The 14,048-nt window shown below is 72.0% G+C and carries 13 protein-coding genes; 7 read left to right on the forward strand and 6 right to left on the reverse strand.

Going from position 1 to position 14,048, the window contains the following annotated elements:
* Positions 1-75 precede the first annotated feature (75 nt).
* The 5 genes from ACWCOM_RS16560 to ACWCOM_RS16580 are packed head-to-tail and all read right to left on the reverse strand — an operon-like array spanning position 76 to position 4,484.
* Positions 76-960, reverse strand: a complete 885-nt coding sequence (locus ACWCOM_RS16560; protein ID WP_454549839.1) for a LysR substrate-binding domain-containing protein — start codon at positions 958-960, stop codon at positions 76-78.
* Positions 961-1,005: 45 nt separating this feature from the next.
* Positions 1,006-1,392 (reverse strand): universal stress protein, encoded by a 387-nt coding sequence (locus ACWCOM_RS16565; protein ID WP_454549840.1) that lies wholly within the window; start codon positions 1,390-1,392, stop codon positions 1,006-1,008.
* A 48-nt stretch (positions 1,393-1,440) separates the two neighbouring features.
* Complete coding sequence (locus ACWCOM_RS16570) at positions 1,441-2,976, reverse strand: tripartite tricarboxylate transporter permease (protein WP_454549841.1); 1,536 nt, start codon at positions 2,974-2,976, stop codon at positions 1,441-1,443.
* Positions 2,977-2,991: 15 nt separating this feature from the next.
* Positions 2,992-3,501 carry a tripartite tricarboxylate transporter TctB family protein gene (locus ACWCOM_RS16575; RefSeq protein WP_454549842.1) on the reverse strand — a complete coding sequence of 170 codons (510 nt, stop codon included), beginning with the start codon at positions 3,499-3,501 and terminating at the stop codon, positions 2,992-2,994.
* Entirely contained in the window at positions 3,498-4,484 is a 987-nt protein-coding gene (locus ACWCOM_RS16580; RefSeq protein ID WP_454549843.1) for a tripartite tricarboxylate transporter substrate binding protein, read from the reverse strand. The genes ACWCOM_RS16575 and ACWCOM_RS16580 overlap by 4 nt, the downstream gene beginning before the upstream one ends.
* Before the next feature lie 218 nt (positions 4,485-4,702).
* On the opposite strand from ACWCOM_RS16580, the gene ACWCOM_RS16585 reads away from it, so the two are divergent.
* Positions 4,703-5,524 carry an IclR family transcriptional regulator gene (locus tag ACWCOM_RS16585; protein ID WP_454549844.1) on the forward strand — a complete coding sequence of 274 codons (822 nt, stop codon included), beginning with the start codon at positions 4,703-4,705 and terminating at the stop codon, positions 5,522-5,524.
* Between the two features lie 150 nt (positions 5,525-5,674).
* Positions 5,675-6,976, forward strand: a complete 1,302-nt coding sequence (locus tag ACWCOM_RS16590; RefSeq protein WP_454549845.1) for a glucarate dehydratase family protein — start codon at positions 5,675-5,677, stop codon at positions 6,974-6,976.
* A gap of 100 nt (positions 6,977-7,076) precedes the next feature.
* Here ACWCOM_RS16590 and ACWCOM_RS16595 read toward each other — a convergent pair whose 3' ends face one another.
* Positions 7,077-8,075, reverse strand: coding sequence for a LacI family DNA-binding transcriptional regulator (locus ACWCOM_RS16595; RefSeq protein ID WP_454549846.1), 999 nt, complete (start codon positions 8,073-8,075; stop codon positions 7,077-7,079).
* A gap of 149 nt (positions 8,076-8,224) precedes the next feature.
* Here ACWCOM_RS16595 and ACWCOM_RS16600 point away from each other — a divergent pair, with 149 nt between their 5' ends.
* The 5 genes from ACWCOM_RS16600 (at position 8,225) to ACWCOM_RS16620 (ending at position 13,974) form a co-directional block, all read left to right on the forward strand.
* The gene (locus tag ACWCOM_RS16600; protein WP_454549847.1) at positions 8,225-9,454 is read left to right on the forward strand and encodes a Gfo/Idh/MocA family protein; all 1,230 of its coding nucleotides are present in this window, start codon (positions 8,225-8,227) and stop codon (positions 9,452-9,454) included.
* Positions 9,451-10,704: a dihydrodipicolinate synthase family protein gene (locus tag ACWCOM_RS16605; RefSeq protein WP_454549848.1), complete on the forward strand. Its 1,254-nt coding sequence runs from the start codon at positions 9,451-9,453 to the stop codon at positions 10,702-10,704. The genes ACWCOM_RS16600 and ACWCOM_RS16605 overlap by 4 nt, the downstream gene beginning before the upstream one ends.
* Positions 10,701-11,600: a sugar phosphate isomerase/epimerase family protein gene (locus tag ACWCOM_RS16610; protein WP_454549849.1), complete on the forward strand. Its 900-nt coding sequence runs from the start codon at positions 10,701-10,703 to the stop codon at positions 11,598-11,600. The genes ACWCOM_RS16605 and ACWCOM_RS16610 overlap by 4 nt, the downstream gene beginning before the upstream one ends.
* A 40-nt stretch (positions 11,601-11,640) precedes the next feature.
* Complete coding sequence (locus ACWCOM_RS16615; protein WP_454549850.1) at positions 11,641-12,837, forward strand: glycerate kinase; 1,197 nt, start codon at positions 11,641-11,643, stop codon at positions 12,835-12,837.
* A 153-nt stretch (positions 12,838-12,990) separates the two neighbouring features.
* Positions 12,991-13,974 (forward strand): carbohydrate ABC transporter permease, encoded by a 984-nt coding sequence (locus tag ACWCOM_RS16620; protein ID WP_454549851.1) that lies wholly within the window; start codon positions 12,991-12,993, stop codon positions 13,972-13,974.
* Positions 13,975-14,048 lie beyond the last annotated feature (74 nt).

The raw sequence follows: 14,048 nt of genomic DNA on the forward strand, positions 1-14,048 counted from the left end.
GCCTGTCTAAGCCCTTTTATGTATGCTCTGATGCATTTTCGGTATTGTTGGTGGAGGCGGTGAGGGTTCTGTCCCTCAGGCCGTGAACAGGGAGACATCGGTGAGCAGGCGCCGCAGCGCGGGGTTCTGCGACCCGCGACGCCAGATGGCGTGCAGCTGCACCGTGTCGGAGCCGGGGGCGTCGAGCGGCAGGTAGGAGACTCCCTCCAGGCCCAGCACCTTCGTGGACTCAGGCACCAGTGCGACCCCCCTGCCGGCCGCCACGAGAGCCACCATGGTGACGATCTGCCCGACCGTGTGGACCACCTCGCGGTGGTCCACGGGTACGGTGCGCACCGCGAGGTCGTAGAAGTAGCGCGCGGTGGTGGGGGAGTGCATGACCAGTGGGACGCCCCGCAGATCGCCCGGGGTCACGGGGCGTTCCAGGGCGATGAGCTCATGGGAGTCCGGGACTGCCAGGCAGAGCGACTCTGCCAGCAGCAGGCGCGACTCGAAGACCTTGCCGTCGACCGGCGGGCGTGCGAGCCCGAGGTCGAGCTCGCCGTCCTCCAGCGCCTGGACTTGCTCGCCGGTCACCATCTCCTGCAGCTGCACGTCCACGTCCGGCAGCGCTTGGGCGATTTCGGTGAGCAGCGGGCTGAGGACGCTGAATCCGGAGGCCGCCGTGAAGCCGATCCGCACGACCCCGGCCCGCCCGGCGGCGATCCGCCGGGCGGTCACGGGGGCACGGTCGGCTGCCACCACCAGCCGTCGCGCCTCGGCGAGGAACGCCTCTCCTGCGGCAGTCAGGGCGACTCGACGGTTGTCCCGCTCCAGCAGCTCCACCGCGAGAGTCTTCTCCAGCTTCTGGATCTGACGGCTGAGCGGCGGCTGGGTCATGTTGAGCCGCTCCGCGGCCCGGCCGAAGTGCAGCTCCTCCGCCACCGCGATGAAAGCCCGCGCCTGGTCGAGTGTGAACATCCGTCCTCCAGAGGTTGGTGGGGCTGCGCGCCCGGGGCCCGGAGCCTATGCCTTGACGGCGAGGACGGGGCAGACGGCGTCGAGGAGGATGCGCTGGGCGTCGCTGCCCAGCAGCAGTTTGCCCACCTGGGAGCGTTTGCGGATGCCGATCACGATCATCTCGGCCTCTTGCGCGCGGGAGGCCTCGATCAGTGCGTCGGCACCGTCCTCCCCGCTGTGGCGCTCCACGCGGGCCTCGACGCCGGCATCGCGGGCTCGGGCCACCAGGGTGTCCAGGTCCGAGTCGGCCGCCAGCCGGGGGTCGGTGTGGGAGTGCCGGCCGCTGCTGTTCATGATGACCAGCTCCTGCTCCAGTTGGGCGGCCAGGGCCAGGGCCTTGGCGTAGGCGGCTTCGCCGCGCTCGTTGGGCACGTACCCGAGAATGATGCTCATGTCGTTCGTTTCCGTTCGGAGTGGGGTGGGTGTCGGGGCCGCCGACGGTCAGTCCTGGTAGGCCTGGGCGTGGGTGTGCAGGGTCTCGTCGGCCCTCGACTGCTGGCGCCGGAGCACCCAGGCCATGACCGGGGCCGCGGCGATCGCGAGGACGATCGTCACCAGCAGGGTGATCGAGATGGGGCTGCCGACGAAGATCGCCATGCCTCCCTCGGAGAGCCGGACGGACTGGCGGAACGAGGTCTCGAGCAGTCCGCCGAGCACGAAGGCGAGCACGAGCGGTCCCGGGGGATACCCGAACTTCTTCATGAGGTAGCCGACCACGCCGAAGCCGATGACCAGGAACATGTCGAAGACGCTGTTGCGCACCGTGTACACCCCGATCATGGTGATCAGCACGGTCAGCGGGTTGAGGATCGTGGCCTTGACCGAGAGCAGCCGCACGAAGATGCCGATCAGGGGGATCGAGAGCAGCAGCAGGAAGAGGTTGCCGATGTACATCGAGTCGATCACGCCCCAGAAGACGTCCGGGTGGTCGTTGATCAGACCCGGGCCCGGTGTGATGCCCTGCAGCAGCAGCGCGCCGAACATGATGGCCATCGTCCCGTTGGCCGGGATGCCGAGGGTCAGCAGCGGGATGAAGGAGCTGGTGGCGGCGGCGTTGTTGGCCGTCTCCGGGCCGGCGACGCCCTCGATGGCGCCGCGGCCGAAGCGCTCGGGCTTCTTGGCGAACTTCTTCTCGGTCGCGTAGGCCACCAGGGACGCGATCGTGGCGCCGCCGCCGGGCAGGACACCCAGGGCGAATCCGGAGACGGAGCCGCGCGCGATGGCACCGGAGGAGTCCTTCAGGTCCTTGCCGGTGGGCAGGGCCCGCTCGAACTGCGGGGTGCCGGAGGTCGCCGAGGTCGGGGTGGCGATGTTGTAGAGGATCTCCCCGACCCCGAACAGGCCCATGGCGATGATGACGAAGTCGATGCCGTCGGCCAGGTTGTCCGAGCCGAAGGTGAATCGGCTGACACCGGTGACCGGGTCCCGGCCGACCGTGGCCAGCAGCAGTCCCACGGTGGCCGCGATGGCCGCCTTGCGGGCCGAGCCGTTGCCGAGCGAGGAGACCAGCAGGATGCCGAGCAGAGCCAGCAGCGTGTACTCCGCGGGGCCGAAGTCCAGGGCGAAGGAGGCCACCAGCGGCGCCAGGAAGGTCAGGCCGACGATGGCGATCGTGCCGCCGATGAAGGAGCCCACCGCCGCGATGCCGAGGGCGGCGCCGGCGCGGCCCTGTCGCGCCATCTGGTAGCCGTCCAGGGCGGTGACCACGCTCGAGGCCTCGCCCGGGAGCCGGAGCAGCACCGAGGTGATGGTGCCGCCGTACTGGGCGCCGTAGAAGATCCCGGCGAGCAGGATGATGGCGCTGGCGGGTTCCATCGTGTAGGTGATGGGCAGCAGGATGGCGATCGTCGCCGCCGGGCCGAGGCCCGGCAGGACGCCGATGAGCATGCCCAGGGTGACGCCGAGCAGGCAGAACAGCAGGTTCGCCGGCTGCAGCACCACGTCGAAGCCGCCGAGGGCGTCGTTGAGAATATCCATTCCGGAAGTCGCTTCCTAGAAGAGGTGCGGGATGGGCACGGCGAACAGGAGCACGAAGAGCGCGTACACCGCGACGGTGGCGACGACCGCCACCGTGACGGCGGGACGCCAGCCCTCCTTGCCCAGGACCTTGATCCAGAAGACCAGGAGCAGGACGGTGGGGATCTCGAAGCCGATCATCGGCAGCAGTGCCGCGTAGACGATGAGACTGGCCACGCTGAGGACCACGGGCAGGATGCCCCGGTCGAACGCCTCGACGTCGTCGTCCTGCTTCGCCCGCAGGAGTGCGATCACCGAGGCCACAACCATGGCCACGGAGATGGCGAAGGGCCACAGGCCCGCCCCCGGGTCACTGAGGGAGCCGATGCCGAGCCCGAAGGACACGACGGCACCGAACACGCCGAGCGCCAGTGGGACGAGAGCGCCGAGACGGGCGGTGAGGACACCGGCGCGCGGCGCCTCCTCCTCGAACTCGAGCTCGTGCTCCTGGCCGGGGTCGTCGTGAGTGACGGCGGCCGAACTCACTCGGTGCCCCCGATGCCGTACTCCTCCGCCAGGTCGGCGAAGGTCTGGGTGTCCTCCTCCACGGTGCTGACGACGTCGGCCGGCTCCCCGTCCCACTCGCCGATGAGGTTGGTCTCGAGGAACTCCTGGAACTCGGGGGCGTCCTTGGCGGTCTCCACCGACTCCCGCAGCGTGGAGACGACGTCCTCGGGGGTGTCGGCGGGAACGGCCATCCAGCGGCGCTGCTGGACGTCGACGTCGAAGCCGGACTCCTCGACGGTCGGCACATCGGGGAAGTACTGGCTGCGCTCGTCGGAGAAGACGGCCAGGGGGACGAGCTCCTCGGCGTCGATCTGCGCCTTCACCTCGGCGAGCTGGGTGGCCGTGGCATCGGCGTGGTTGCCCAGCACCGCGGTCACGGCGGCGGAGCCGCCGTCGAACGGCACATCGGTCGCCTCCTTGCCGGCCAGGGAGAACAGCGCTGCCTGGCCGAACTGTCCGCCGGTGCCGGCACCCGAGGTCGCGTACTTGATGCTGTCCTTCTCCAGGAGCTGGTCCAGGGAGGTGATCCCGGAGTCCTTGTTGACGACCAGGATGTACTCCTCCTCGGAGACGGGCGCCACGACGGTCATGTCCTCCATGGTCTTCGCATCCGCGTCCTCGACGAACAGCGGCGTGATGGCGAACAGGGACTCGGCGGCCAGAACCGTGCTGTAGCCGTCACCCGTGGCGTTCAGCACCTCCTTGGTGCCCACCGCCGTGTTGGCGCCGGACTTGTTCTCGACCACGACGCTCTGTCCCAGGGGCTCCTCCATGGAGGAGGCGAGGGCGCGGGAGATCAGGTCGGTGCTTCCGCCGGGGCTGGACGGGGCGACCAGGTTGACCGACTTGGTGGGGAAGTCCTCCCCGCCGGATGCGGTCTCGACGCCGCCGCAGCCGGTGAGGACGAGGGACAGCAGGCCGAGACCGGTGACGGCGGTTGCGGCAGACTTCTTGGAGTTCATCGTGGTGGTTCCTCTGCTCGGAAGTGGCTGGACGGGGCGGGAGGCGAAAGGCCCCCGGTGGTCCACCTTCGGGTCTCTGGTGTCGTGCTCGGGGCTCAGTGTGACCCAGAGGGTGAATATCGTCTACGTATGTAGACAAGAGTCCGTGACGCGACTCATAGTTCTGTATGAGGTGGATCACTGTCAAGGGCCGCACGGCCGGATCGGAGGGAGCTCTCATGGGCCAGCAGGAGCAGGCCACGTCGGCCACGTCGGCCACGGGTGCCAACGGGGTGCGAGGGGTCAAGTCCGCCGCCCGCACGGTGGAGGTCCTCGAGGTGCTCGCCGCTCGGGGCAACGAACCCGTGACGGTGCGGGAGCTGTGCGACGCGATGGACGCCCCGCGCAGCAGCGTGTACGCGCTCCTGCGCACGCTCACCGAGCTCGGCTGGGTGCGTAGCGACTCCACCCGGTCGCTCTACAGCATCGGCATCCGCGCCCTGCTGGCCGGCACCACGTACCTGGACACCGATCCGCTGCTGCAGGTGGTGCAGCCCCATGTGGACGAGGTCGGTCGACGCCTGGGCGAGACGGTGCACTACGGCCGCCTCGACCGCACCGACATCGTCTACCTCGCCACCCGCCACGCATCCTCCTCCGAGCGCGCCAGGAACCGCGTCGGCCGGCGGCTGCCGGCCTACTCCACCTCCCTGGGGAAGGCCGTGCTGGCGCAGCTCCGGGACGACGAGCTGGAGGCGCACCTCCCTCCGGAGCTGGAGGCGCTGACGCCCCGGACCATCACGTCGCGTGAGGCCCTCCGGGAGGATCTCGCCACGGTGCGGGGACGGGGGTACGCGGTCGACGACGAGGAGAACACGCTCGGCCTGCGCTGCTTCGGTGTGGCGATGCCCGTGCGCTCCGGCGTGGCGGACGCGCTCAGCTGCTCCGTGCCGCTCGAGCGGCTGACCGCCGCGCACGAGCGGGAGATCGTGGAGGCCCTGCACTCGACGGCCGACATCACGCACCAGATCGTCAGGGGCCTGGGCGGCCTGCTGGGCTGACGTCCTCGCCGGAACCCGGCGATACCTTTGCGGTATCGCACAGTGTTTTCTTTGTCTTGGACTTGTATGACGCCGGATGTCTACGCTCGCCACAGGTCCGGCGCCGCTCACACGGCCGGCGTGCCTCCCCTCTCGAGAAAGTGTGTCCCCTTGAGCCAGCGCATCGTTCCGGAAGAACTCCTCGGCCAGGCCGCGGTCACCGGCGTCACCATCACGCCGGTCGCCTTCAAGGATCCTCCTCTGCTCAACGCGGTGGGCGTGCACGAGCCGTTCGCGCTGCGAGCCGTCGTCGAGCTGCACACCGACGCCGGTGTCACGGGTCTGGGGGAGACCTACGGCGACGCCGGCCACCTGCAGCGCCTCCAGCTGGCGGCGGAGGCCGTCGTCGGGGTCGACGTCTTCAAGATCAACGTCCTGCGGCAGCGAGTCGCCGCCGCCCTGGCCCGGGACACCGTCGAAGGCGGTCACGGCATGAGCGGGATGGTGACCGGCTCCAGCACGGCCGACCGCGTGCTCTCCCCCTTCGACGTCGCGGCGCTCGACGTCCAGGGCAGGCTGCTCGGCCGGCCGGTCAGCGACCTCCTGGGCGGCGCCGTACGCGATGCCGTTCCTTTCAGCGGCTACCTCTTCTACAAGTGGGCCGGCCACCCCGAGGGGCAGGAGGACTCGTGGGGTGCCGCGCTGGACCCGGAGGGCGTCATCCGCCAGGCTGCGCGCATGGTCGAGGAGTACGGGTTCACGGCCCTCAAGCTCAAGGCGGGGGTGTTCGAGCCGGACGAGGAGATCGCGGCGATCAAGGCTCTGCGGGACCGCTTCCCGGACCTGCCGCTGCGCATCGATCCCAACGCGGCCTGGTCGGTGGAGACCTCCGTCCGGGTGGGTCGGGAGCTCGACGGGGTCCTCGAGTACCTCGAGGACCCCACGCCCGGGATCGCGGGCATGGCCGAGGTGCGCCGCAACGTCTCGATGCCGCTGGCCACCAACATGTGCGTGGTGAGCTTCGCCGACGTGGCCCCCGCCGTGGCCGCCGGGGCCGTCGACGTCGTCCTCTCCGACCACCACTTCTGGGGCGGGCTGCGCCGCTCCCAGGGCCTCGCGAGCATCGCGGAGACGTTCGGCATGGGGTTGTCCATGCACTCCAACTCCCACCTGGGCATCAGCCTGGCGGCCATGGTCCACCTCGCCGCGGCCACTCCGAACCTCGACTACGCCTGCGACACGCACTGGCCCTGGAAGGACGAGGAGGAGGACGTCGTCCTCCCGGGCGCACTGCGCTTCGTCGACGGCTCGGTGCCCGTGCCCACTGCCCCGGGCCTCGGCGTGGAGCTCGACCGTGACGGCTTGGAGAAGCTGCACCGTCAGTACCTCGAGTGCGGGATCCGCAGCCGCAACGACACCGGCTACATGCAGCGGATCGAGCCGGGCTACGCCCTGGCCAGCCCTCGCTGGTGAGCCGCGCCGAGTTCTTCGCACACCTCCGAGCGGGCGAGGGGGACGCGGGCGGGCCGGAGCCGGGGTCCGATCCGGGCCGGTCGGATCCCGGTCGACCGGGTCAGGCGCTCTCGCGCCGCACGAGCTCGCCCACGACGTGCTCCACCCGGGGGGCGTCGCCGCTGAGCGCGATGTCGGCGGCCGTCTCCCCGATCTCCTCCAGCGGGAAGCGGACCGTGGTCAGCCCCGGGGCGAAGTCCCGCAGGTTCGGGATGTCGTCGAACCCGGCCACCCAGAGGTCCTCCGGCACGTGCAGGCCCGTGTGCCGCAGGGCCGCGATCGCGCCGAGCGCCATGACGTCGTTGGCGGCGACGAGCGTGAGCCCGCGCAGGCCCTCGGCCCCGAGTCGCGCCACGAGCTCCCGGACCGACTCGTAGCCGCCCTCGCTGTCGAAGCCGTGCGCGGTCTCCACCTCGGCCGTCAGCCCCGCCCGGGTCAGGGCCGCCCGGAAGCCCGCGCGCCGCTCGGCCGCCGTGGTGAGGTCCTCCGGCCCGCCGAGGAAGGCGAACCGGGTCCGCCCGGCCTCGACCAGCATGCCGGTCAGGTCCGCCCCCGCGCTGCGGTTGTCGATCGTGACCGCTCCGGCGCCCTCCAGCCAGTCCTGGCCGATGGTCACCACGCGGCCGCCGTTCTTCCGGTAGCGCTCGAGCTCCGCGAGCAGCCGCGGGTCGATGCTCTCCCGGCGTGAGCCCGCCATGATCACGGCGTCGGTGCGGTGGGCGGCGAAGGCGGACACCGCGTCGAGCTGGTCGGTGCCGTCGGTCGCGGCCAGCAGCAGCTGGCGCCGGTGGGTCCGGGCCCGGCGCTGCACCCCCTTGGCGATCGACGAGAAATAGGGGTCGGCAATGTCGTGCACCACGAGGCCGACGAGACCGGTGGTGGAACGGGCCAGCGCCTGGGCCTGCGCGTTGGCCACGTAGCCGAGGGTCTCCGCGGCCAGGCGCACGCGCTCCGCGATCTCCTCCGCCGGCCGCCGGTCCGAGCCGTTGAGCACCCGGGAGGCGGTGGCCAGGGACACCCCGGCCTGCCGCGCCACCTGGGACAGGGTCACTGCGCTCATCGTGCGGTCCTGCTTCCTCCCCGCTGCCGTCGGGCCTCCGGTGCTGCCGGCCGGGGAGTCCGCGCCGGGAATGTGTTGACAGTCACACTGGAGCAACCTTAGAGTGGAAAGCGCTTTCCTGCAAATTCTCCTACCGTTTGGAGTGGACGATGTCCCAACCCCGAGTTCTCCGCATCGCCATGAACGGCGTCACCGGCCGCATGGGCTACCGCCAGCACCTGCTGCGCTCGGTCCTGCCCATCCGGGACCAGGGCGGGATCACGCTGCCCGACGGCAGCCGCGTCACCGTCGAGCCGATCCTCGTGGGCCGCAGCGCCGCGAAGCTCGAGGAGCTGGCTCGCCGGCACGGGGTCGAGCACTGGAGCACCGATCTGGACGCCCTCATCGCCGACCCCACGGTGGACGTCGTCTTCGACGCCTCCATGACCAGCCTCCGGGCGAGCACCCTCCGGAAGGCCATGACCGCCGGCAAGCACGTGTTCACGGAGAAGCCGACCGCCGAGACGCTGCGGGAGGCCGTGGAGCTGGCCCGGGTCGGCCGGGAGAGCGGGGTGACCGCCGGGGTGGTCCACGACAAGCTCTACCTGCCCGGGCTGGTGAAGCTGCGCCGGCTGGTGGACGAGGGCTTCTTCGGCCGGATCCTCTCCGTGCGCGGGGAGTTCGGCTACTGGGTCTTCGAGGGCGAGCACCAGGAGGCCCAGCGCCCCTCGTGGAACTACCGGCGCGAGGACGGCGGGTCCATGACCACGGACATGTACTGCCACTGGAACTACGTCCTGGAGGGGATCGTGGGCCCGGTGCGCTCGGTCACCTCCACGGCGGTGACGCACATCCCCGCCCGCTGGGACGAGCAGGGCCACGAGTACCCGGCCACCGCCGACGACGCCGCCTACGGCGTCTTCGAGTGCGAGACCCCCGCCGGGCACCCCGTGATCGCGCAGATCAACTCCTCCTGGGCCGTGCGCGTGTACCGCGACGAGCTCGTGGAGTTCCAGGTGGACGGTACCCACGGCTCAGCCGTCGCCGGGCTGACCAAGTGCGTCGCCCAGCAGCGCGCCCACACCCCCAAGCCGGTGTGGAACCCGGACCTGCCCGTCACCGAGTCCTTCCGCGACCAGTGGCTGGAGGTGCCCGCCAACACCGAGCTGGACAACGGCTTCAAGGCGCAGTGGGAGGAGTTCCTCGCCGACGTCGTCGCCGGGCGCGAGCACCGCTTCGGCCTCCTCTCGGCCGCCCGCGGCGTCCAGCTCGCCGAGCTGGGCCTGCGGTCCTCGGCCGAGCGCCGCACGATCGACATCCCGGAGCTGGACCTCGCCCCGGAGCCCGCCGCGGGTGCGGGCCGGGCGGCGGACCCCGAGGTCGCCGGAGCGCTCCGGTGACCGCCGTGCACCTGCCGGACGGCACCGGCTCCCTCGCCGAGCACGTGCTCGGCGATCCGGGGACCTGGACCCGGCCGGCGGCCCCGATCGGTTCGCGGAGGGCCTACGCCGCGGCCCACGTCGTCCCGCACGTCCTCGGGGGCAACACCCCCGGGGCACCGGCGCAGCTGGACTGGGACGCGACCCTGGGCTTCCGCCACGACGTGTGGTCCTACGGGCTGGGCGTGGCCGACGCCATGGACACCGCCCAGCGGGGCATGGGCCTGGACTGGCCCGCCACCCAGGAGCTGATCCGCCGCTCCACCGCCGAGGCGTCCGCCGCGCTGACCGCCGGGCACCCGGGCCTGCGGGGCCGCACGGTGCGTGATCTCATCGCGTGCGGGGCCGGCACGGACCAGCTGGACCCGGCGGGGATCGTCCCGGGCGAGACCGGGCTGCGGGCCGTCGAGGCCGCCTACCGGGAGCAGCTGGCGGTCGTGGAGGGCGCCGGGGCCAAGGTCGTGCTCATGGCCTCCCGGGCGCTGGTGCGCGCCGCACGCGGCGCCGAGGACTACCTGCGGGTCTACACCGGCCTGCTGGACGAGGTCCGGCACCCGGTGGTCCTGCACTGGCTCGGCACCATGTTCGACCCGGCCCTCACCGGGTACTGGGGCAGCGAGGAGGTCGAGGCCGCCACGGAGACGTTCCTGCAGCTGATCCGGTCCCGCCCGGACAAGGTCGACGGCGTCAAGGTCTCGCTGCTGGACGCCGGGCACGAGACCCGGCTGCGGGCGTCGCTGCCGGACGGGGTCCGCCTCTACACCGGGGACGACTTCAACTACCCCGAGCTCGTCCACGGCGACGGCACCCGGCACTCCGACGCCCTGCTGGGCATCTTCGCCGGCATCTACCCGGCCGCCTCCACCGCGCTGCAGGCCTACGACGCCGGACGGCCGGACCGGGCGCGGGCGATCCTCGACTCCACCGAGGCCCTCGGGCGCCACGTCTTCGGGGCGCCGACCTTCTACTACAAGTCCGGCATCGCCTTCCTCGCCTGGCTCAACGGGCACCAGCCCGGCTACCAGATGGTCGGAGGCCTGCACTCCGGGCGCTCGGTGGCCCACCTCGTGCAGGTCTTCGTGCTGGCCGACCGCGCGGGGCTGCTGCTCGAGCCCGAGCTGGCGGCCCGGCGGATGGGCGCCTTCCTGGACGTCGCCGGGGCCGGGTCACCGGCCCTGGTCCCGGCCGGCAGCAGGGGAGGTGCGGCGTGAGCGCGGACTTCCAGCTGTCGCTGAACACGGGCACCACCCGCCGGCTGAGCCTGCAGGAGGCCGTCGACGCCACGGCCCGGGCCGGGCTCGGGCACATCGGCGTGTGGCGCGACCGCGTGGCCGAGGCAGGCCTGGAGGAGGCGGCCCGGATGATCTCCCGCGCCGGTCTGCAGGTGTCCAGCCTCTGCCGGGGCGGCTTCCTCACGGCGGCCGACGAAGCGGGGCAGCGGGCCGCCCTCGAGGACAACCGGGCGGCGATCCGCGAGGCCGCGGCCCTGGGCACCGGTGAGCTGATCATGGTCGTGGGCGGCCTGCCCGCCGCCGCCCACGTCCTCGGCGGCACCGGCGACCGCGGCGACAAGGACGTGGTGGCCGCCCGCGCCCGCGTGGCCGACCGGCTGGCCGAGCTCGTGCCCTTCGCCCGGGAGCACGGGGTGCGTCTGGTGCTCGAGGCGCTGCACCCCATGTACGCCGCGGACCGGGCCGTGCTCTCCACCCTGCGGCAGGCGCTGGACTACGCCGCGCCCCACCCCCCGGAGACCGTGGGCGTGGTGGTGGACACCTTCCACGTGTGGTGGGACCCGGAGCTGGAGGCCCAGATCGCCCGCGCCGGGGCCGAGGGGAGGCTGGCGTCCTACCAGGTGTGCGACTTCAACCTGCCGATCGCCGCCGACGCCCTGCTCTCCCGCGGGATGATGGGGGACGGGGTGGTCGACTTCGCCACGATCGGGCGCTGGGTGGCCGCCGCCGGCTACACGGGCCCGGTGGAGGTGGAGATCTTCAACCAGGAGATCTTCGACCAGGACGCCGACGTCACGCTCGCCGTGATGCAGCAGCGCTGGGCGTCCCTCGTGCTGCCGTCCCTGACGGGCGAGCCCGCTCGTGCCCCCGCCTGAGGGCGGGAGCCCCGCAGCGGACGGCCGCCCCCGGGTGGTCGTGGCGCCGGACAAGTTCAAGGGCACGCTCACCGCGGCCGAGGCGGCCGACGCGCTCGCCGACGGGGTCCGGCGGCACTGGCCCGGGGCCCGGGTCAGCTCGGTCCCGCTCGCGGACGGCGGCGAGGGCACGGTGGACGCCGCCGTGGCGGCCGGGGCGCAGCTGCGCCGGACACCCGTCCGCGGCGCGCTCGGGGCCCGCGTGCGGGCCCGCTGGGCGCTGCTGACGGCCGAGGACGGCAGCACCACCGCGGTGGTCGGGTCCGCCGAGGCCGCCGGGCTCGACCAGGTCCGGCCGAGCCCGGCCACGGCCCGGACGGCGCACAGCTACGGCTGCGGCCAGCTGATCCGGGCGGCGCTGGACGCCGGGGCGGCGGACGTCGTGGTCGGCCTGGGCGGCTCGGCCATGACCGACGGGGGCTCCGGCGCCCTGCGGGCGCTCGGGCTGGAGGTGCTCGACGACGGCGGCGCCCCCGTGCCGCTCGGCGGCGCCGGCCTGCTGCGGGCCGCCCGGCTGGACGCCTCCGCGCTGGACCCCCGGCTGCGGTCGGTGCGGCTGCGGCTGGCGGTGGACGTCCGGAACCCCCTGTACGGACCCGCCGGCGCCGCCCACGTCTTCGCGGGGCAGAAGGGCGCCGACGCCGCGGCCCGCGCCGAGCTCGACGCCGCGCTGCGGCGCTGGGCGGACCTGCTCGCCGGCACGCCCGGGTCCCGCCCCTTCCGGCTCCCGGGCGCGGGAGCCGCCGGCGGCTTCCCGTCCGGCTTCCTGGCCCTGACCCCCGCCGTGCTGGAGCGCGGCTTCGAGCTCGTGGCCGCCCTCGTGGGCCTCGAGGAGCACCTGCGGGGGGCCGACCTGCTGCTGGTCGGGGAGGGCTCGCTGGACGAGCAGTCGCTGCAGGGCAAGGCGCCGCTGGCCGCCGCGGCGCTGGCCGCGGCCCGGGGCATCCCCGTGGCGGCGGTCGCGGGGCGGCTGTCCCTGTCCGCCCGGCAGCTGCGCTCGGCCGGCGTGGGGGCCGCCGCGGCCCTCGTGGACGTCGCCCCCTCCGAGGCCGAGGCCCGGACCCGGGCGGGCCACTACGCGCCGCTGGCCGTGGCCGAGGCCCTCCAGCGGCTCGACCGCGGGCCGTCCGCACCGGGGCGCGACGCGCCGGGGCGGACGCACCACGACACATCCGGATCCGTCCCCCATTGTGGTTGACGTCACATCCCGTGACCCCTAGCCTGGAGGGCAATGCAGATGTGGAAAACGCTTTCCCACCCGTTCGGAGGAGAGACCGATGACAACGAGGCAGATCGACACCGAACCGCTCCGGGGCTCCCGGCCGCGGCTGCGCCGAGGGGTGGTCCCGGGATGAGCGCCGTCGAGGAGCTCACCCGGAAGGGTCTCCCCGGAGGCCGCGCGCGCCGCGCGGCGGGCCGGAAGGGGTCCCGCGCCGGCCGGCGGGACAACCGGGCCGCGGCGGTGTTCCTGGCGCCCTGGATCGTGGGGCTCGTGGTCATCACCCTCGGCCCCATGCTGATGTCGCTCTACCTCTCCTTCACCGACTACAACCTGATGCGCTCCCCGGACTGGATCGGCCTGGAGAACTTCTCCCGGATGCTCGAGGACGCGCGGCTGCACAACTCCCTCAAGGTGACGTTCACCTACGTGTTCGTGGGGGTCCCGCTGCAGCTCGCGCTCGCCCTGGCGATCGCCATGGTCCTGGACCGGGGGCTGCGCGGCCTCGCGTTCTACCGCTCGGTCTTCTACCTGCCGTCCCTGCTCGGCGCCTCGGTGGCCATCGCGATCCTGTGGAAGCAGCTGTTCGGAACCAGCGGGCTGGTCAACCAGCTGCTGGCCCTCGTCGGCATCGAGGGCATCGGGTGGATCTCGGACCCCCGGACGGCGCTCGGCAGCATCATCCTGCTGCACGTGTGGACCTTCGGGGCCCCGATGATCATCTTCCTGGCGGGCCTGCGGCAGATCCCCGCCATGTACTACGAGGCGGCCTCCATCGACGGCGCCGGCAAGGTCACGCAGTTCTTCCGGATCACGCTGCCCCTGCTGAGCCCCATCATCTTCTTCAACCTGGTGCTCCAGATCATCCAGGCGTTCCAGTCCTTCACGCAGGCCTTCATCGTCTCGGGAGGCCGGGGCGGCCCCTCCGACTCGACGATGTTCTTCACGCTGTACCTCTACCAGACCGGCTTCGGCCAGTTCGACATGGGCTACGCCGCGGCCATGGCCTGGCTGCTGCTCCTCATCATCGGGGCGTTCACCGCGCTCAACTTCATCGCGTCTAAGACCTGGTCTCATAACTCTGTAGACCGGATTTGCAAGTTGGATTGCTTGTAGATGCCGACCTACTGCACCTGGTTGGCGCCGGTGATCTGATGATCGATTGCTCCCAGCAGTGCCCGCAGGTCTTT

The organism is Kocuria sp. KH4 (assembly GCF_053711175.1).